This is a genomic window from Staphylococcus microti (assembly GCF_000934465.1).
Classification (GTDB): Bacteria; Bacillota; Bacilli; order Staphylococcales; family Staphylococcaceae; genus Staphylococcus; species Staphylococcus microti.
This window is the reverse complement of the sequence record NZ_JXWY01000135.1, coordinates 1-20,697: the sequence shown is the minus strand read 5'-3', so window position 1 is coordinate 20,697 and position 20,697 is coordinate 1. Positions and strand designations below refer to the sequence as shown.

Here is a 20,697-nt window from a genome sequence, read left to right as displayed (position 1 = left end):
TTCATCACCTTTATTCAATAATATTCATGCGTTTTAAATCTGCAGTTGCTGTCTCGACGCTATCTTTACCTTCTTTATTTTTTAACGGGCTAAATTCTTCTTCACGTGGCACTTGCAACGTGATAAATGAATTAGCGTATTGGAAAATATCAAAATAGAACAATTCAAATTTAAGTGTTGGTCGTGTAACAACACCAAAATCTTCGTCTAATTGCTCAAGTTGTTTAATTGCTAAATGATATGGCAATGCTTTATCCACCGCTTTTTCAATAAACGATAAACGGAATGCGTGGATACCAATGTTTGCATTATTAAAATTATCTGCCGCACCGTCTGCTAACTCTGAGTATTCTAATACCGTGTCTTTACCGTCTTGTACAACGATACGACCGACAGATTCACCAGGCTTCGGTGCAATAGATTTAGACGTAACATCTTTATGATGATGTACTGTAAACCCTGCAAATAACGGATCTAATACACGAACAAGTACGTTATCAATGTTGTTCATAAATACATACTCATTGCCATTTTCAATCATTTGTGCCAAATAGCCTGCTTTTTTTAATGATTTAAACACGCCACCGTTACCATTAGGCGTTTCCATAATTTGACCACTCTTATCAAAAATCAGTTGGCCCGCTTCATTTAACGCCACCATATTATCTTGTTTGAAGAAATAAATATGTGCTTCTGGATAGTTGAAATAACGATGTGCTTCAAAAAAGGCACGTGTTGCTTCATCATTAATGTCACTTGTCATAATATACCAATCAACAAATCGACCCGTCTCTTGTTGAAGTGCTAACAATTGGTCTGCTTGTAACTCAAAAAGGCTTTTATTGCCAATTGTAAATGTGCCTTTAGGTCCTTTGTGCCCAAGACGTGTGCCTTGTCCACCAGCTAATAGTAAGACCGCAAACTTACCGTCTTTAATAGCTGCTAATCCTTTTTCTGTATACATCGCTTTTGTGTCATCATCGTATGTGACACGTTGCTCAAAATTTACTTCTTGCACACCTGACACATCTTGAATCGCCTGTCTGTTAACATATACATCATTGTATAACGTTTGAATGTCAGCCAAGTCGAGCGACTGAATTTTATCATGAAGACGTTCTTTTTCGTTTGTGCTCATCATTTTCTCATATTCACACAAATGCGCTTGATTGACCTTTTCTAATTTATTCTTATCTAACATAACTTCTTTTTTCGCTCCTTTTGAATGGGTAATTCGTATGCACCACTTTGTGCAAATTACTTATAATGTAACATCGATTCAATGACGTACTTAAAACCCTCATCAAATAGCATATAAACTGTCAAAATACTAAATGTCGTTGCCAGCGATAAATCAACCAATCCCCCAGTTTTAAACTGAACGGGGAACCTTACCCGTATTGGTAATGGAAATAATAAATGTACGCCTCTCGGGGTCAACATATCTAATATTACATGTGAAAGCATACCACAGATTATCGAAATCATGTAGTATATCGGTGTTTGAATCATATACAATAACCCATATGTGATAAAAACAAACAATATCGAATGTGTTAACGTCCGATGTCCAAACAGATGTTTGATAATCCAGCTAATGAACCATAGTTTTCTTCCAATTTTACTCTGCGTATGACATATGTCCGGAAATATGCTCGCAATGCCCGCTATGACCATACTTGTGACCGTTTCAAAAATATCTAATTCAAAATGTAGTGCAACTGCTGTACCGACCAGCAAACCAGCTGCAGCATGTGTCTTACCTGTCATGAGGGCACTCCTTTCTATAATCACAAAAATTATAGCATATCTCGCTTTAAAACACGAACATATTTTCGCATTCGAATATATTATAATTAGTATGTCACATTGATCCAAAAAGTATCTCACATATACTTGCAAAATTATGATGAATGCGTTATCATGTATTTACAAATTAGTTAAAGGATGTGTCAGTCGAATGGCTATGACAGTTAAGAAAAACGATAAAGAAGTACAAATTCAATGGAGAGTTGCAGATATCCGCATCCCTAATGAAGCAATCAAAAATGTTTCAGAAGATAAAGATATCCATGCAGTACCAGAGTTAGACAGCAAGCACGTTTCTCGTATCGGTTCAACATTTGGTAAAACGAACCGTGTCATTATCGATACTGAAGATCATCAATACATTATCTACACATTTAACGATAAAAAAGTTTATAACGAAGTCACGAAATAAGTGAATTTATAATAAAAGACGGCGCTCTCTTTCGGGAGAGCGTCGTCTTTTTTTGTGATTATTGAACTTAATTTTTCCACTGCCATTGCTTCTAATTAAATATCTACATCTCAAGTAATGCTTCAGCAAAAAATTCTTCGCCGCCATTATTCTCCCAATCAATACCAACGACATCACCATATTCTGCAAAATCTTCTAAAATCTCACTATAAAAAGTATCCACAGACATTTTTTTCAACTCAAAGTTCTCCCATAATTCAGTTTGGTATGCTTTTGCTCCTGCTTCTGTGGTCCAAAAGAAAAAGGTAATTGCAGGAAAGAACTCCACAGAAAGTGTCCCCGCAATATCATCAATATCTCTATTGTACAGATAATATAAAGTGTCTTGTTGATCTAATAATCTTGTTATTGCTTCAAGCTTATTTTCATGCTCAGCATAACTATTTGATTTATATGAGAACGCCTCTAATAATTCATCTAAATCATCATAGATAAGAGGTGGGTCTATATCAAATCCAGCATGGTCGTTAATAAAATGGAGCTTCCCATCTTCTTTATGGTAGGCAATGTAATTTTCATCTCCATCTTCTGCGATAAAAATGTAGGCATCTGATTGTCGATTCATTGTGACAACATCCATTGCAGTTTTTCTTATATGATGCTCATCTCTAATCGGATAGAATTTCCACTTACCGAGATAAAAACGATTGCCTTGCTGAAATAAATCCCAATATGTTGATTCAATAAAAGAAAACTTCTCTAAATTCTTTACTTTCTCTATTTCTTCAATAGCAACTGGTTTCAATGTATAGTTTATTTTCATGGTTTTCTCCTTAAGTTATTTCAACTACCTAAACCCCTTCAAAGTCCAATCGTGCATTTGGATCCTGCGACAAAATTTCTTTAAGAATATATCGCATTCCTAAAAAGCCGACAATATATCATTACCCTTGTATATCACACTTCTAGATAAATCAAAAATCTCTCTCTCACCAATAAATTCTATATGCTGTTTTTTTATTAAAGCCATCTCCATTTCTTTATTCTTTTTACAGCTGATTTTCTATGGACATTGAATGAATGTAAAGCACAATGTTGACCTTCTCATTCTTTCGTCACAAAACAGTTCATGTCTAACCTCTATTTTTTGTTTTATTATACTATAAATGTGCCCTATACTTTTTACTTTTCACAAATAAAAAATGGAACAGCCGTAGCCATTCCATTGATATTTTGATTCTAGAAAAAGTATTAAACTCCTTCAAACTTTAATACTGCATTAGAATCTTTTGATAGAATCTCTTTGAGGATATAACGCCATTCTCTCATAATCGGTTCTTCACTTTTAAATTGTTTTGTATATAAAACTTTTAACATTTTCACTAAATCACTAGTCATGTACTCACTTTCAGCTGCAATAAAATATTTCTTGTTAATATCATAAAAAAGGTATTCTATTTGTTCCATATAATCAATATATAAATAATACTTAACCTTTTCTCCATTCACATGAAAGATAAAATCTACCACAGGTCCCGGACCTTCCCATTCTTTTGTAACAAAATATTTCACAGCGTTCACCTTCTTCATCAAAAAATATACGTAAAGCCCGCTAAAATATCTATTTCAGACATATTAGGGGCTTACATACAAATTTATTTCAAATCCTCAGGAAAAATTTCAAGACCATATTCTGTAGCTGGCCAATCGATACCAATGAAATCTTCTTCCACTTCTATCATATCGGCATGAATACGTATAAACATATTCTTCTTTATAGTTCTTACCGATAAGTCATCAAACTTTTCACGACATACCGCTTCTGCCAATGTTTTATCTGTCCAATACAAACCGATACCTGCTGGATAATTTGCTAACGATTGAACAAAAACTGTTAAGTCATTATCCGGATCAAAAATATAATGCACTTCATCAACTGCTTTAAGCTTCATTTTGATTGCTTGGAGTTGCTGCTCATAACCATCTACCGGTGGTGCACTAGATTGAATAATGTGTATCATCTGTTGTATATTTTGGCAGAAGTATTCAGGCTCTAAGTCCGTTTCATGCCACACATAAATTGGCGAATCTTGTTCCCCTTTTTTGTAACCAAGGTTATATGCGTCTCTATCCGTTGCAATCACCCAATAGTCTTGTTGTTCTGAACGTGCATTCATTGCCTTAAAATGAAGTGCTGTTTTTTTGAAATTGTCTTTATCCCGTATTGGGTAAAATCGCCATTTCCCTATCGAAAATAGATTACCCTCTTGAAATAGTTTTACATAATCTGCCGGTAATTGAATGCCTTCAAAGTACTGACTTATCAATGCTGAATCTAAGTTTTTCGACGCATAATGTAATGTCATCCCATTAGCTCCTTCTTCTGATGTTGCCATATGACAAATGGCTGTTCAATGAATGTATAGAAAATAGAATTTGCATATGTGAATTGGTGGTAATCAGAAATATATGCATCTTCTATTAAGATTAATGGTATATCTTCATCGTCCATTAAGATAATATCTAATACATTTTTAATAGTGTCAATTGGAATACCATTCATATCCTTCAACACAATAAACGTATCATAATACATTATCTTTTTGTCTAAATTTAGAGGCTTTAACTCCTTTTCTATATCACGAAAATCGGAAGTGATTGGATAAATAGCATGTCTTATCGTCTTTGTACGAATGAGTCGTTGAAAAACCTCGTCATAATAATGATAATCCAAGTAGCTATACGTCATTTCTGTATCATCAACCATATTAAACGCGCTTATAAAGTATCGCATTTGTTGATATAACCATTCCTGACTTACTGATGTCCCTGCCACTAAACTCCAATATCGTTGACTAGAGCCTTTTTGTTGTTTCAATTCAACTTGATAGTCTTTTGACAAATATAACGTTTGTGTAACCGCATCCCATAAAAGTACGGTCGTTTTCTTACGTTTGTCATAGATATAATAGCAATATTCTAGTAAGTCATGTAAATAAAGATTACCATCATCTTCATAAAAAATATCTGTTGTCGATTCAATATAATCCACCACATCTTTATTTGAACGATAAAACTCATTCACTAAGTCTGGTGAAAACTGTATTTTATACTTTGAAAACCAGCCTTGTTTGATATTTAATAGTGAACGTACAAGATCTAAATAGACGTTCATATCACCACGTGTCTCTATAACATACCGCTTATAATCTAGTGACTTTCTAATTTGTTCAAACATTTTTAGATAATCTAATATGACTGCCACCACCATTAAAAAGAATTAAACCCCTTCAAAATCCAATCGTGCATTCGGATCCTGTGACAAAATATCTTTAAGAATATATCGCCACTCTCGCATAATCGGTTCTTCATTTCCCAATGGCTTACTATACGTATATTTCAACATACCTACTAAATCTTCTGTAGTATAATCACTGACACCTGCAAAAAAATAATTCTTATTATACTTGAGAAATAAATACGATATTTCTTCCACATAGTCTAAGTATAAATAATACTTAATCTTTTCACCGTTTACATGAAAGATAAAATCTACTACTGGTCCCGGTCCTTCCCATTCTTTCGTCACAAAATATTTCATGTCTAACCTCTATTTTTATTTTATTATACTATAAATATTCCCTATCATTTTTACTTTTCACAAACAAAAAAATGGAACAGCCGTAGCCATTCCATCAATATAAGTTTATTAGAAAAAGATATGTGCGAATAACACGATGACTGGTAATGTGATGATCGTACGAATTAAGAAGATCACGAATAGTTTCCATAGGCTCACTGGGATTTTTGAACCTAAGATAACGCCACCGACTTCTGACAAGTAAATCAATTGGCAGACACTTAATGCGCCGACAACGAATCGTGTTAAGTCGCTTTGAACGCCTTCAATTAAGATAGACGGTAAGAACATGTCTGCAAATCCGATAATCATGGTTTCAGACGCTGCGGCTGCTTCGGGTACTTGTAACAATTCTAAAAATGGTACGAATGGTTTACCAATAATTTCAAAAATGGGTGTGTATGTTGCGAGAATTGTTGCTGCTGTCCCGATTGTCATTACGACTGGAATCACGACGAGCCACATATCCATCACTGTACGCACGGCTGTATGAATATAAAGTTTAACGCCCGGTGCTTGGTAACCTGTTGTTACAGCGTCTTCATATCCTTTCGCTAATGCTTCTTTGTATGAATAGCGTTTTTCTGGACGCTCTTTTGCTGAAACGCCGTCTACGTAATTGTCTTCTACTGAACGCAATGGCCAAATACGTGGCATAATTAATGCGGCAACAAAACATGCCACGATAACCGTGAAGTAAAATGCTGCGAAACGATCAATTAAGCCGATTGTTTCTGCGATAACGATGGCAAATGTTAATGATACGACACTGAATGTCGTCGCAATAACGGTTGCTTCACGACGCGTGTAGAAGCCTTGTTCATATTGTTTGCTCGTAATCATAACGCCGACTGTACCGTCACCGATAAATGATGCTAAGTTATCGACTGTTGAACGTCCTGGTAATGTAAACAGTGGACGCATAATCGGTCTAAATATCGGTCCTAAAAATTCAAGTAAACCGTATTCTAATAATAATGGTAAAAAGATTGCTGCAAAGAAAAAGACTGCAACTAATGTTGGGAGTAATCCTGTAAAGATTAAGTCCCCTGTATCTTCTGAAAAAATCCATTCGGGTCCGGCTTTTAAAAATGTAAGCCATGCAAAAATCACTGCGATAATACGAACAACGATCCACGGCCATGATACTCGGAATGTATTCACTAAAAATGGCGAATGCGCAATTTTGTTACGCCATACTGTGCTAAATAACACTGTTAATGCTCCTGAAATTGTAATAATCGCGATAATTAAATACGGCATGACACCGCCGATTGTATCTTTAAAAACACCTGCTAAAAATGCGATTGGTAATGTTGTTTTACGTTGGCCGTCTTCAACAACTGGTACTGGCACTAAAAATAAAATAATACCAATCAACGAAAGGAGTATAAATTTCCACTTACCGACTTGTTGTTGCTGTTTCGTCAACTTATCCATTGTCATCCATCCTTCTCTTTATTTTTTAACGGAAATGCGCGTTGTCTCTCTATAGGGTGTTGACAATGATGTGACGCGCATAAAAATCGCCTTTATCCTAACGTTTATCAATTATACAGAGGACAAAGGCGATATGCAATATACATTTGAATATTGATACAATATTTTGCATATTAAATGAAATCACATTTTTCTTAAGACGAATAAGAAATAGGGTGCACCGATAATGGCGATTAATACCCCTACTGGAATATCAATCGGTGGCGCAATCATACGTGCTGCTGCATCGGCGACGACCATGAGTAAGCCACCGATTAACCCGGACATCATGACAATGTGCATATGTTTATGACCGACAATGCTACGCGCGATGTGTGGTGCAATTAAACCGAGAAAGCTTAATCCACCAACAACTGCAATGGCTGAACCTGCAAGCATAACGGCAGCTAATAATAACATCATTTTTACTTTATTTACTTCTGTACCGAGTGCGGTTGCCACTTCATCACCTAAATGTAAAATATCCAGTTTGTGACTATAGTATAAAATAACCGGAACCCCTATACACAACCATGGCAAAATGGTGAGTACATGTTGCATGGAGCGTCCGAATAAACTTCCTGTTAACCATACGAGTGCAATATTGGCTTCCATCGGGTGACGAATTAATAAATATTGCACGACTGCCATGGCGATTGCACCAATTGCCATACCAATCAAGGCAAGTTGCGAGCCTTTTACATTTTTATAACTAATCAGTAGCGATAAAATCAAACTAATGATCAATGCACCGGCAAAGGATGCCACAGGTAATAGAAATAATGGTGCGGTTGGAAAGACAATAATCACGATGACTGCTGCTAAACTAGCACCTTTCGTAATACCAATGACGTCTGGTGAAGCGAGCGGATTTCGCACCACACCTTGTATCACAGCACCTGAAATAGCTAATGCTGCACCGACTAAAATAGCAAGCAACATACGTGGTACACGATATTCCGCTAATATAAAGTTGCTGTTCGTCCACACTTCTTGTAAAACTTGTGTTGGTGGTATCCACACTGCCCCTGCACTTAAACCTAAACATGCAAAGATGATAAGTAATACCGTTACAATCATGTAGCGTCTTTTTAAATGTCGTATCATCGTGTACGCACCCCTCTCAGTGTAATCCATAAGAAGTAAAAGGCACCGACGAATGACGTAACAATTCCAACTGGCGACTCAAACGGAAAGGCAATCAGTCGGCTTAACACGTCCGAAATCAATAACAAGTTTGCCCCCATAATCATTGAGAGTGTAATAATTAAAAAGTAATTGCGATTTAAATAGTGTTTCACAATATGCGGAATGATTAAGCCAATAAAGCCAATCGGTCCTGCAATCGCAACAGATGCCCCTGCTAAAATAACGACTAAAAATCCAGCCGCTGCTCGCACGAGTTGTGTATTTTGTCCAAGTCCTGTCGCAATTTGATCGCCAAGATCTAACACAGCGAGTTGTTTCGCTAACAGTAAAGCGCCAATAAAGCCAGCAATCAAAAATGGCGCCACTTTGACGATATGCACCCACTTAATCGTATGCAAGGCACCGACAAGCCAGAACATCACCGTTGTTGTCGCATCTTCATGCAACAAAATAATCCCTTGCGTTAAGCTTGTAAAAAATAAATGAATCGTCATACCTGCTAAGGCAAGTTTAATTGGTGTCATGCCTTTCGTCGTATCGGCTAACAAATAAACCGTCAGTCCACCGACGAATGCACCGACGAATGCAAAAATAATGTTGTAGCCTGCCAATGAAGGGACAAGCACTGTAATAAGCACAACGAAAAATGATGCACCCGCATTGACCCCGAATATTTGTGGTGACGCGAGTGGATTGCGTGTGATGGCCTGCATTAATACCCCGGCAACGCCTAATGCGGCACCAATCATCATGGCCGCGACCATTCTCGGCATACGGACGTTATGTATAAGAAACGTTGCTTTCGTCTCTTTGACGGAGAAAAAATAGTCTAAGAGCGATTGAAAGTTTATTTTGGACGATCCAATTGCAAGATTTAAATACGTTGCAAAAATAAGAAAGCACACGCTCACAATAAATGCGAGCGTAGTGCGTCTTTTTTGGTGATGTCCATTGTATGTGTTTGTTGTTTGTTTCGACATAGCCAATCACCTTTATTTAAGTCTTTAAAGCTGCTTATTTGTCTGATTTAGAGATTTCAGCTAATTCTTTAGCGATTTCTTCAGAAGAAATTAAACCGCGGAATTTCGCCCAAGTTAAACGATCTACAACGTGTACACGATCGTTTTTCACAGCGTCTAAGTCATTCCAAACTTTGTCTTCTTTCATTTTAGCATAGAATGGGTCATCTTCGCCGTTTACCATGATGAACATACGCTCAGGGTTCACATCTGAAAGTTGCTCTGAGTTCATGTTCAAGTATGGCGCATTTAAGTATTCAGGTAATTGATCTGCAACATCTTTTGTCAATGCTTCTTTAAAGCCAAGTTCATGTAAAAATTGACCAACATATGACTTGTCAGAATGTGCTAATAAACCTGATTGTGAGATAACAGCTGGCAATACTTTTTTATCTTTATCCATTGTAATCTCTTTTTCGTACTTCTCGATTTTTTCTTTATGTTCTTTCAGACGAGCATCTGCTTTGTCTTCTTTAGAAAGTGCTTTACCAATTGTTTTGAATGCTTCCAAGTTTTGTTTGTAATCTGAATCTAAACTTGGTAATAAAATCGTTGGTGCAATCTTGCTTAATTGCTCATAGTTTCCTTTATGACGGTTACTATCTGCAATGATTAAATCAGGTTTCAACTGACTGATTACTTCTAAGTTAGGTTGTTTACGGTCACCGACTGACTTGTAATCGCCTACTTTATCACGAATTGGATCGATGATGTTTGCTTTGTCACCATCATCCGCAATACCGACTGGTTTCACGCCTAACGCTACAAGTGCGTCGACGAATGAATATTCAAGTGCCACGACTTTTTTAGGCTCTTTCTCAATTTTTGTCGTACCACCATCATGTTTCACTTCAACTGCTTTGCCTTTTGAGCTAGACGAGCTATCTTTTTTCGAGTCATTCGCATTACCACATGCTGCTACTAATAGCATGACAGCGATGATTGCGAGTAACCCCATCCACTTATTTTTATTCACAGTTTAGCGCTCCTTTGTATTTTAAATTGTAAGCCCTGTCACAATCATAATTGATAATGATTATCACTGTCAATGGCAAGATGTAAATTTTTCTTTTTTCTTATCAACAAGACCTTGAATTAATAGCTCAATGCCCGCATCTTCTACATATTGCTTTTTCAATTGTTGACTGTGCATACTTTGCGCAATCGCCGCATAGCCTAACTCAAATGTCACATCGTCGCCCACTTGATAATAATCCGCTAATCCTAAATTAAGCAGCAGTACGTCACTCGTATAGCCGACGATTGATAATTGCTCATCAAACGGTATAATATCGTCCGCTGCCGTATCCAACTGCCCAATATCAACAATGGCTTGTAAATACGATTGATGCGTTCTCAAATCTAAACGTGGCTTAATCTCAATAATGCGTCCCGTTATCGTCACAGCATTATCATACAATTGCGGTAAACGCATATTGTACGCTGTTTCATAGCCTCTAAAAATCGCTTCACCGACACGCAGTTCATTAATACGTCCAAGATCTTGATACATCGCTAACGTCAACATGCTCGAATTACCACCCGAAATCGTATGCAAATGGACGCCTGTATCTTTTTCAACCGCTTCAATAAAACGATGCATATACGGTAAATCTTCTTCCGTCGGTGGCATTTGACGATAACACATAAAGTTAAAAGCAAGCCCTTTAAAGTCAATGCCCGCTAACTTTTTAATTTCCTTAATGTAAGAAACGGCTTCATAGGTTAACACGCCTTCGCGACCATCTTTCCAATCAACCATCAACAACAATTGATGTTTTATGCCTTGCGCAATGGCCGCTTCGCTTAACGCACGAATCGTTTCCATTTCAGTTTGCAAACTGATACGTGTTTGTTGAACTGTTTGCGCTGCTTCTTCAGGTAAACTGCCTTTAATCAACATAAAGTCTTTACGTGGTGTTTGCGCTGTTGGAATATGCTTCAAGCGTGATTCTGCGAGTAAATCAAAGCCTAAACCGCGCAACATCGTATGAACTTTCGTATCGCCTGCCATACATTTCGTTACCGGAATCATTCGAATGCCTCGATGATGTAACATTTGTTGGAGCAACACGGCATTATATTTAATTTTGCTCAAATGAATATGGATAACGCCCATTAATACACCTTCTTTTCATACAATGGATTATCGAGTGCAACGTGCATGTATTTTTTCACTTGTTGTTTCATGCGCATATTTAATAGCGCCTTAACAATGACTTGCTCCCCAAATAAAACACGTTTCAGTGCAACCGCATGTGGCTGCGTCTCGTCAATCGCTTCATGTAGCACGTCACGAATGATTTGGTACAGTGCTTGTTCATTACAATTATGCTGTTGTTTAAAATGATGAATGAGTGTCCCAAGTTGATTTTGAATCACCGCATGTTGAAACTTCGCAATAACCGCTTCAATGTCTTCCGCAATTAAGCTCGTATTCGTGATATCCACTTCCGGAATAGCACGTTGAAGTGTTGGTAAATCAATGCGTGCACCCCCTAAGTCTCTTACAATAAATGAAAAAGCTTGGTTTGCTTTATGCACTTCTAAAATCGTATTTTGTTGGTGCGCTTCCAATGCAATCCCATACTGTTGGATATACGCAATCAATGGCGTCACTAATGCACGACTATATTCACGTAAAAACATCGCGATTGTCGTTTCATTCACATCGCCATACACATATTCCACTAAACTATCCACAACGACTTGTTTATCTACCGGATTGCGTTCAATTAAACACGCCGTGACAAGCTGCGTCACGTCTGTCGCTGTCTTTTCAGGTGATTGGCGTACAATCATAGCGAATTGGCGTGCAATATCTGCTGGTGCATCAATATAAGCACCATACGGTTCCATCGCCACTTGTAACGTTGGATAGTGATTCAGTAAAGGTTGTAACTGATAACTCAAGTTCGGACCATCGACAGTTGTGACTGTTGAGACCGTTCGCACCGCACTCGTTGCTTGTACATTGACCGGCAACTTAATATGGAATGGACGTCCTAACAAATACATCGTTCTAAATGACAATGTCGCCTTCGCATCAACTGTAAACGGGGTTGGAATCACTTCATGTGCTTGTATACGTTCTTTAAATTGTGTAACAATCACGTGTTCATACTGCCAAGGATGTACAAACATCACACGATAATCTGTAAGTTCTGCTTCATACGGTTCTAAATATTGTTGTAACTTGCGCTTCATATCAGGTATGACTGCGTTTAATACAAAGTCCGTATCGCCATTCATCGCTGTCTCATGCAATACGGATTCATGTACAAGCATGACTTTCAATGGTACAACGCGCATAAATTCTGGCGCATACGCTTGAATCGCTTGAGACGATAGCGGTAATTTTGTTTTCGTTAACGGATGCGATGGATGTCCGTGCCACACCATGCCTTCTGTATACCCGAGTGCCGAAAAATGATGATCCTCTCCCATATGGGTCAACCACGCAATAAAATTCAATTCACTCGGCATTCTCGAAAACTTCAACGCATGACGCATCGCTGTTTCTCTATGTTCATATTGACGATAACTCAACGAAAGTCCAAGTACACTATGTTCTAATTCTTCAATTAAACGTTCATGAAATGCAATGTTAAAATGATGCATTAAAATATCAATGAGCATACGTAAATTTTTAATTTCTTCAGTCTCGTCTTCTGTTGTATATGTAATCGGCCCGTCCATCGTGATTTGATAAAATGCACTTTTCGCCAAATATTGTACATAAAGATGATGTTGCTGATAGCGTATATGTACAATGCCATCTTCTACGCTAATATATGTTGTTGAAGGAAATAATGATTCTTTCATACACGCTAATAAGACGCGGTATTGTATCATTTGATCCGCCTTATGCTGATGTGTTGCTGTCATGAGTTGCGCCTCCATTAAACTTAATCGTCAAAATATAACTGCTTACTGCAATCAATACTGTTGTTACCCCCATTGTTAGAAACGTCATCACGATGCCTATCGTTTCAGTCAATAAACTCATCAATAAGGCACCGAGTGGAATCATCCCCCTATCCATCATAATCACACTTAATATTTTACCACGATGTGCTGGATCCACATCTTTTTGGAAATAGATGCGATTCGTTGTCCGCGCCATTTGTCCAAAAAGTCCAACAAAAAAGATCATGATTAATAATCCTGTTGCCCCAAATGGGAAGATACAGACGAGACTTACCCCGAAGAGTATCGAACTGATATAATAAAGACGTTGTGTCTGAATATAATTAAGCACTGTCGGCAAACATACGGTCGCGATAATACCACCTATTGCACTGATTGCCATGGCTGTCCCGAACAATTGCGCATTATCGGGATATTGTGCGTCAGTCAAAATCGGCAAAAGTGTGGAATAGCTATACCCTGTCGCCATAATAAATAAAGCTGTGACAAAAATACGTCGACTTTGTGTATGTATTTTAAAATAGTGCCATGTAACGGCTAAAGAAAACCCTTTTTTACAACTTTGTGCTGTATTATCAAAACGTAATGGTAAGCTTACTAACAGCGCAAGACTATAACATACCGTCTGTACGATAAAGGCACTTTGAACACCTGTCGATGCAATTAAAAATCCTGAAATGGCTGGACCAATTGAACGACACGTATTTAATAGAAAAGATTGGTAAGACACTGCCTTAGATATCGACAAGTGCTCTGACAAGTCTGGTAACACTGCTTGTCTCACAGGCGTTTCAATTGCACTCATACACCCACGTAATAACGCATATATATAGAGTGTATACATTGGCACATCGCCCATTACAACAACCAGCAATGTTAATACCGCTGTAATAACGAGTGAACTCATCGTCGTCAGCTTAATGAGTGTACAGCGTCGATAGCGATCTGCAATACTGCCCGCCCAAATACTTAGCAAAAAGATTGGGGCGAGTCGAAAGAAATTAATCCATGCCAGATCAAATGCACGATGATTGAGCTGATACGCATACCAGTTCAATGCAATTTGACCAATCCAATTACCAAGAAAGAGTAAAAAAGCACCGGAATAGAACCATTTAACCACGTTATCCACTCCCCTTTTAATTGATAACTGTTCTCATTTCCGATATTATGGATTATACGAATTAATGCAACATTTGTAAATGAAAAAGATATTATTATAAATGAGGTGCTCAAATGATTAATAAAAATAAACAAATAGATACAGCAACGCTAACCATGACAGCCGATGAACAGGCGAGTTATGAAACATTGCGTGAGACAAACGTGCAATGGGCAGACGCTTTCCAACAATTTTTAATGATGGGACGCGACCTTGTAACCGCAAGATTAGTTGCTTCTATTTATCGTGAAAACCTTGTCGATGGGTATACACATAGCCAATTTGTTAATCATAAACAAGTACCAACGTCACCGTTAGAACATACGGATGTACTTATGATTACATTCCAGCATACATCTAAAGTTTTGTGCGCCACTGTTAAAGGACATCATGCATTTAATCGTATTGACGTTGTTGGTCCGTTTTATTGGCAACATGATGATCATTACGAACGTATTATGCATCCAAATGAAGTGCTCGATACGATTATTGCAGAAGACAGCAACTATCAAGGAGCAGCTGCAGAACAATTTCGTGATGACTTAAACAACAGTGCTTGTTATATGGCGCTTGCAGTGAGCTACCAACAGTTGAAATACAATGAAACATCCGAGACACTGTTAACAACGATTGCGCACCAACAAGACCCTTACCTTGCCTCAGAACAAGCGGTTGTCGAAGGGCATCCCATTCATCCAGGGGCAAAATTACGCAAAGGCATGTCGCCAACTGAAACCATTGCCTATTCATCTGAGTATGAACACGCCGTACCATTACGCTTTATTTTAGTGCGTCAAGATCATGTGCGCATGCAACAGTTAGACACGTCGTTTGACACGATTTTATTTGAGGCGTTTGAAGGTTTACAAGACGCTTGCCACAACGCATTAAATGATGCTGGCTTAGCGCTTGAAGATTATCATTTAATGGTCGTACATCCATGGCAATACACGCATATTGTGTCTACAGATTATGCAGCTGAACTTGCACAGCACATTATCATCCCGGTTGACTATACATATAACTATTATGCAGGGCTATCATTCCGCACGTTAATGCCGCAATCCCCTGCTGTTTTGCCGCACATTAAACTTTCAACAAATGTGCATATTACCGGGGAAATTAGAACGCTGTCTGAGCAAACGACGCACAACGGACCTCTGATGACACGAATATTACGTGATATTACAACGAAAGATGCATGGTTTGCAGATGTTCCAGCAGAAGCGGTAGATGAGTTAGCGGGTGCACATTTCTTTAGCCCAACAGATACAGCAGACGTACAAGAGCGCCGAAGTGAACAACTTGGTACATTGCTACGTCATAATATTTATCATGATCTGGATGAGATTGATTTACCGTTGATACCGTCTAGTCTTATCGTTGGTACACCACAAGAAGCTGGATCACTCATCACTGAACTCGTCACGCGTTACGCAAATCAACATCCTGACCTTGATCAGCATACAGCGATTCAACAATGGTTTTCACGCTATGCGTCATCATTAATTGACTATGTCATGCCATTGTTAATCAAATATGGCATTGCGTTAGAAGCACACTTACAAAATACGATTGCAGTATTCAACAAGCAAGATGGTTTGCTAAAACGTATGTATATTCGTGACTTTGAAGGACTGCGCATTGATAACGCCCAACTTAATCACATGGGTTACGACACATCCGATTTCCATGAAAAATCACGTATTTTAACAGATAGTCAAAAATCTGTTTTCAATAAAGCCTTTTATGCAACAGTTCAAAATCATCTCGGCGAACTCGTCGTTGCACTCAGCGATTATTATGAGATAGAGGATCTTGAATCAGACTTATGGCATATCGTACGTGACCGCATTCACGCATTATTTACAGCATTTCACAATAGCGATATGGATGCACAACGTTTACAAGCAATCGAAGCCGTCTTTTTCAATCCTAAAATTGACTACAAATGCGTCACAACAATGCGTTTGTTAGATGAAGCACACGCTTATACGTACGTCAAAGTTGATAACCCATTAGCTGACAAAAATTAATGTTTTAACCGGCACACACTTGTTCAAAGTGAAAATGCCGGTTTTTATTCGTTCTCAAACACTGTTGTTCTTATAAAAAATATATTAAAATAGTGCGCAGAGACAAAATTACTTTAAAGGAGTCATGATTCAAATGACAGTTATGCGCACGCTTACGTTCATGCTCAGCATTTTTATCGTTGGGATGGTCGAAATGGTCGTTGCAGGTATTATGAGTTTGATGAGTGCAGACCTACATATTTCAGAAGCTTGGATTGGACAACTCGTCACAATTTACGCCTTCACTTTCGCACTAACAGGCCCTATCTTAGTAAAACTCACAGAACGTTATGCACCTAAGTCGGTCCTATTAGTGACTGTTTTCATATTTATTATCGGTAACATGATGATCGCACTTTCGCCAAATTTCATTATTTTAGTCATCGGACGTGTTTTATCATCAGCAGCTGCCGCGCTCATCGTTGTAAAAATATTAGCGATTACCGTATTTCTTTCCGAGCCACATAAAAGAGGTCGTATGCTCGGTATCGTGTATACAGGTTTCAGTGCCTCTAACGTCTTCGGTGTTCCGATTGGTACACTTATTGGCGATTGGCTCGGTTGGCGCTTTACATTTGGCTTAATCAGCTTTGTCGGACTTATCGTCGGTATATTATTATTGTATTATCTTCCACGCGAGTTACATATGAACGTCAACACTGACACCAATCATAACGCAAGCAGTCGTGTTCGCAACAAGCGAGAAGTAACCAAATTACTCGCAATTACGTTTATCTTGTTAACGGCAAATTCTATCGCATATATTTACATTAATCCGCTTATTTTATCTGGCGGACATACGTTGCAATTTGTATCGCTCGCCTTACTCGTTATCGGTGTTGCCGGTATGTTAGGTACATCGTTAGGTGGTTTCCTTACCGACAAATTATCATTTAAAAAATGGTTGCTTGTAAGTAGCCTTGCCTTTGCCATCATTTTATTGCTACTGAATCAGCTGTGGACCACTTCAGTGCTACTGCTTATCGCACTATTCACTTGGCACATTATTCAATGGAGTACGAATCCAGCCGTGCAATCCGGTCTAATTAGTCAAGTAGACGGCGACCATAGCCAAGTCATGAGTTGGAATATGTCTGCTTTAAATGCAGGTATCGGTTTAGGTGCCTTGCTGGGTGGTGTCATTGTGACACATCTCAGCTTGCATGCGACCGTTACAATTGCTTCAGCGACTGGCTTACTTGCATTTCTTATCGCAGCAACATTACAAAAACCACGTACCGCTTCACATTAATCAAAAAACGCTACCACTCATTTAATCATCTAATCGAGTGTGTAGCGTTTTTATATTATCTATTCGTGAACTACTCACCACTTAGCTAAACCTAAAGGCTTTAACGCTTGAAGTGGGAGCTTCTTGGGAATAGAGCGTACTTACTAGTTTATTTCTTTGCTAATAGCGTTTATTTCTTTGCTAATAGCGGTGTCTCTTATTTACCAAGCTATCCCCGTAGTTCCTACGGTTCTTGATGCTACTTAAGCGTATGCCATTATTCTTGGACCTTCGTTCAAGATATTTATACTGGCATTGATATCTCGATCATGATGTGTATGACAAACAGGACAAGTCCATTCTCGGATTTCAAGAGACTTCTTGCCGTCTTTATGACCACATTTTGAACAGATTTGACTAGATGCAAACCATTGATCTACCTTAATGATTTTACGTCCGTACCAATCAGCCTTATATTGTAATTGCGTCACAAAACGAGACCAAGAGACATCAGAAATACTTTTTGCCAATTTATGATTACGTAACATACCTTTTGTGTTTAAGTCTTCAATACAGATGACATCGTGATTTTTGATAATTTCTGTACTTAACTTATTCAAGAAATCAGTACGTTGATTCATTATCTTTTCATGTAATCGCGCTACTTTTCGTTTTTGTTTTTGATAGTTCTTTGCTTCAAAGAGATGGACACCTTTCTTTTTGGCTAACAAAGCACGCTTTGACAACTTACGTTGCTCACGTCTGAGTTTCTTTTCCATTTTAGCCGTGAATTTATGATTATCAATTTTTTGACCATCAGAAAGAATCGCAAAATTTGTAATACCCAAGTCAATACCAATTGCAGAATTAGATTTAGGCAATTCATTTATCACTTCTTTACATAACAAAGAAATATAATATTTACCGCTAGCATGACGTGATATTGTCGCTGACTTAATAATCCCTTTTGGCTGTCTGTGAAGTTTAATTCTGATTAAGGATTTTAATTTAGGAACTTTGACAAACTTATCATCAATCAAAGCAACTGTCCCATTTTGATTATTCGTTGTATAACTCTGAACAGGATTTTTCTTACTTTTGAACCGAGGAAATCCGACAGATTTATCACGAAAAAAGTTCTTGTAGGCTTTATCTAAATTAAGTTGTGCATTAGCTAAAGCAAGACTATCAACTTCTTTCAAGAATGGAAATGCTTTTTTATATTTTGCAGGTGTTGGAAAATTTATTTTCTTAGAGGGATTGTTCACTTTTTCTTGATAAGCTTTTATCCGGTCATTAAGCATTAGATTATAGACTTTCCGAACACAGCCAAAAGACTTCGCAAAGAAAACCTCTTGTTCCTCTGTTGGATATAATCTGAACTTGTACGCTTTTAATCGTTCCATTAGATACACCACCTATCTATTTATGATTATTCGCTTGATTGGGGGAAACTTTGAACATAATGTGTATAGGGTCTTTATCATAATGCCACGCAACTAAAGTGATTAGATATTTCATTATCAATTACTAGTCTACGCTATTTCGTTGCCAAAATAAGAGGATAGTGAAGAAGGGATTCTAAATGACTATTTGTATCTAATGCCATTGTTATATTAACGCTTTTTATGTAGAATGAAAATAACATAAGTAAAACCAAAAGGCAATTCGTAATGTATATCAATTTTTAAGTTACCAAAAGTAACAACTATACTGGACGGCATTCATCACCCACCTATCGAGGATGGGCGACTTCTGCCTAAACTAAGTTAAAATAATCCGCAGATACAATATTGACTAAGTTACTGACAACGAGTGGCAATGATGTCGTATCCGCAATAAATCCACTTGCAATAATAAATGGAAATACGACTTTTTCATTAAAACCTAAATTTCTAACCATTGCTAACACGATCGGCGTCAAAATTAATGCTGCGCCATCATTCGCAAAAAATGCCGCAACAACGGCACCTAACAACATAATGTAGAAGAACATTTTTAAACCGTTTCCTTTTGACGCACGTGCCATATGTATCGCTGACCATTCAAAGAATCCAATTTCATCTAATATCAATGAAATTAAAATAACTGCCACAAACGTCAACGTCGCATTCCAAACAATACCTGTGACTTCCCATACATCTGATAAGCTAACAACTCCTGTTATAATCGCAATCAATGCACCAATAAGTGCTGTAATACCAATATCTAACCCTTTCGGCTGCCATATAACAAAGATTAATGTGACTAAGAAAATTATGACTGCTAACATCATCATCAACATGCGCCACCTTTCATATTGCGACAAATACAACGTGCATTGGCAGTATGTAATTGTGTCAAATTTTCATTAATATACGCTAACTGCTCAGCGTTCAGCTGATACATTTGCTTATTTCCATCTTTACGTGCTGTGACCAGTCCACAACCAACTAACGCTTTCATATGATGGCTGAGTGTCGGTTGGGAAAATTCAAAATGTGCCAATATATCACATGCACATAATTCACCACACGACAACAAATCCATAATTTCTAAACGACTGGGATCCGCTAAAACTTTAAGCTGTGTTGCTAATGCTTGATATGACATAACGCCGCCTCCTAAACATAATATAGACTAACATCTATATAGATAAATGTCTATGTACAGAATAAAAAAAGAACCAAGTACCATTAAGTAAACTGGACCCTATAGATTAGACACTAAAAAAAGAGTGTCGGTCTATAGGGTTATTTTAATGTATAATTTGAGTAACTACTCTAATGACTGAGAGGTGCAAATTGATGAG

The 20,697-nt window shown here is 37.7% G+C and carries 19 protein-coding genes and 1 pseudogene; 3 read left to right on the top strand and 17 right to left on the bottom strand.

The features are described 5' to 3' along the window. Nucleotides 1–10: 10 nt before the first annotated feature. Entirely contained in the window at nucleotides 11–1,201 is a 1,191-nt protein-coding gene (locus TP70_RS10540; protein WP_044361535.1) for a UTP--glucose-1-phosphate uridylyltransferase, read from the bottom strand. A 56-nt stretch (nucleotides 1,202–1,257) separates the two neighbouring features. Continuing rightward, entirely contained in the window at nucleotides 1,258–1,770 is a 513-nt protein-coding gene (locus TP70_RS10535; protein WP_044361534.1) for a metal-dependent hydrolase, read from the bottom strand. A 190-nt stretch (nucleotides 1,771–1,960) separates the two neighbouring features. On the opposite strand from TP70_RS10535, the gene TP70_RS10530 reads away from it, so the two are divergent. Then, nucleotides 1,961–2,221 carry a SunI/YnzG family protein gene (locus tag TP70_RS10530; protein WP_044361533.1) on the top strand — a complete coding sequence of 87 codons (261 nt, stop codon included), beginning with the start codon at nucleotides 1,961–1,963 and terminating at the stop codon, nucleotides 2,219–2,221. A gap of 103 nt (nucleotides 2,222–2,324) precedes the next feature. On the opposite strand, the gene TP70_RS10525 is transcribed toward TP70_RS10530, so the two are convergent. The 12 genes from TP70_RS10525 to TP70_RS10470 all read right to left on the bottom strand — a co-directional run bounded on the left by TP70_RS10525 (nucleotide 2,325) and on the right by TP70_RS10470 (nucleotide 14,561). Next, nucleotides 2,325–3,044 carry a DUF2750 domain-containing protein gene (locus TP70_RS10525; RefSeq protein ID WP_044361531.1) on the bottom strand — a complete coding sequence of 240 codons (720 nt, stop codon included), beginning with the start codon at nucleotides 3,042–3,044 and terminating at the stop codon, nucleotides 2,325–2,327. Between the two features lie 428 nt (nucleotides 3,045–3,472). Then, the gene (locus TP70_RS10520; RefSeq protein ID WP_044361530.1) at nucleotides 3,473–3,793 is read right to left on the bottom strand and encodes a hypothetical protein; all 321 of its coding nucleotides are present in this window, start codon (nucleotides 3,791–3,793) and stop codon (nucleotides 3,473–3,475) included. Between the two features lie 83 nt (nucleotides 3,794–3,876). Continuing rightward, nucleotides 3,877–4,587, bottom strand: coding sequence for a DUF2750 domain-containing protein (locus TP70_RS10515; protein WP_044361528.1), 711 nt, complete (start codon nucleotides 4,585–4,587; stop codon nucleotides 3,877–3,879). Then, nucleotides 4,584–5,486, bottom strand: a complete 903-nt coding sequence (locus TP70_RS12320) for a hypothetical protein (RefSeq protein ID WP_169743618.1) — start codon at nucleotides 5,484–5,486, stop codon at nucleotides 4,584–4,586. The genes TP70_RS10515 and TP70_RS12320 overlap by 4 nt, the downstream gene beginning before the upstream one ends. 15 nt (nucleotides 5,487–5,501) lie before the next feature. After that, the gene (locus TP70_RS10505) at nucleotides 5,502–5,822 is read right to left on the bottom strand and encodes a hypothetical protein (protein ID WP_044361526.1); all 321 of its coding nucleotides are present in this window, start codon (nucleotides 5,820–5,822) and stop codon (nucleotides 5,502–5,504) included. Nucleotides 5,823–5,930: 108 nt separating this feature from the next. Continuing rightward, on the bottom strand, nucleotides 5,931–7,301 hold the full coding sequence (locus TP70_RS10500) for a YjiH family protein (RefSeq protein ID WP_044361525.1): 1,371 nt from the start codon (nucleotides 7,299–7,301) through the stop codon (nucleotides 5,931–5,933). Nucleotides 7,302–7,484: 183 nt separating this feature from the next. Beyond that, a complete protein-coding gene (locus tag TP70_RS10495; RefSeq protein ID WP_044361524.1) occupies nucleotides 7,485–8,447 on the bottom strand; it encodes a FecCD family ABC transporter permease in 963 nt (320 codons plus the stop codon). Next, nucleotides 8,444–9,469 (bottom strand): FecCD family ABC transporter permease, encoded by a 1,026-nt coding sequence (locus TP70_RS10490; protein ID WP_044361522.1) that lies wholly within the window; start codon nucleotides 9,467–9,469, stop codon nucleotides 8,444–8,446. Before TP70_RS10490 ends, TP70_RS10495 begins: the two co-directional genes overlap by 4 nt. 34 nt (nucleotides 9,470–9,503) lie before the next feature. Then, nucleotides 9,504–10,466, bottom strand: a complete 963-nt coding sequence (locus TP70_RS10485) for an ABC transporter substrate-binding protein (RefSeq protein ID WP_044361542.1) — start codon at nucleotides 10,464–10,466, stop codon at nucleotides 9,504–9,506. A gap of 87 nt (nucleotides 10,467–10,553) precedes the next feature. After that, the gene (locus TP70_RS10480) at nucleotides 10,554–11,627 is read right to left on the bottom strand and encodes an alanine racemase (protein WP_044361520.1); all 1,074 of its coding nucleotides are present in this window, start codon (nucleotides 11,625–11,627) and stop codon (nucleotides 10,554–10,556) included. Further along, nucleotides 11,627–13,396: an IucA/IucC family protein gene (locus tag TP70_RS10475; protein WP_044361519.1), complete on the bottom strand. Its 1,770-nt coding sequence runs from the start codon at nucleotides 13,394–13,396 to the stop codon at nucleotides 11,627–11,629. Before TP70_RS10475 ends, TP70_RS10480 begins: the two co-directional genes overlap by 1 nt. Beyond that, complete coding sequence (locus TP70_RS10470; RefSeq protein ID WP_044361517.1) at nucleotides 13,374–14,561, bottom strand: MFS transporter; 1,188 nt, start codon at nucleotides 14,559–14,561, stop codon at nucleotides 13,374–13,376. Before TP70_RS10470 ends, TP70_RS10475 begins: the two co-directional genes overlap by 23 nt. 113 nt (nucleotides 14,562–14,674) lie before the next feature. On the opposite strand from TP70_RS10470, the gene TP70_RS10465 reads away from it, so the two are divergent. After that, nucleotides 14,675–16,636: an IucA/IucC family protein gene (locus TP70_RS10465; RefSeq protein WP_044361516.1), complete on the top strand. Its 1,962-nt coding sequence runs from the start codon at nucleotides 14,675–14,677 to the stop codon at nucleotides 16,634–16,636. A 133-nt stretch (nucleotides 16,637–16,769) separates the two neighbouring features. After that, complete coding sequence (locus tag TP70_RS10460) at nucleotides 16,770–17,927, top strand: MFS transporter (RefSeq protein ID WP_044361514.1); 1,158 nt, start codon at nucleotides 16,770–16,772, stop codon at nucleotides 17,925–17,927. Between the two features lie 242 nt (nucleotides 17,928–18,169). Here the strand turns inward: TP70_RS10460 and tnpB are convergent, their stop codons facing one another. The 3 genes and pseudogenes from tnpB to TP70_RS10445 all read right to left on the bottom strand — a co-directional run bounded on the left by tnpB (nucleotide 18,170) and on the right by TP70_RS10445 (nucleotide 20,498). After that, a complete protein-coding gene (gene tnpB, locus TP70_RS10455; protein WP_044361513.1) occupies nucleotides 18,170–19,312 on the bottom strand; it encodes an IS200/IS605 family element RNA-guided endonuclease TnpB in 1,143 nt (380 codons plus the stop codon). A gap of 359 nt (nucleotides 19,313–19,671) precedes the next feature. Continuing rightward, nucleotides 19,672–20,187, bottom strand: a pseudogene (locus tag TP70_RS10450) (ArsB/NhaD family transporter); the annotation flags it as partial. Then, a complete protein-coding gene (locus TP70_RS10445) occupies nucleotides 20,184–20,498 on the bottom strand; it encodes an ArsR/SmtB family transcription factor (RefSeq protein WP_044361512.1) in 315 nt (104 codons plus the stop codon). The gene TP70_RS10445 and the pseudogene TP70_RS10450, both read right to left, overlap by 4 nt. Nucleotides 20,499–20,697 lie beyond the last annotated feature (199 nt).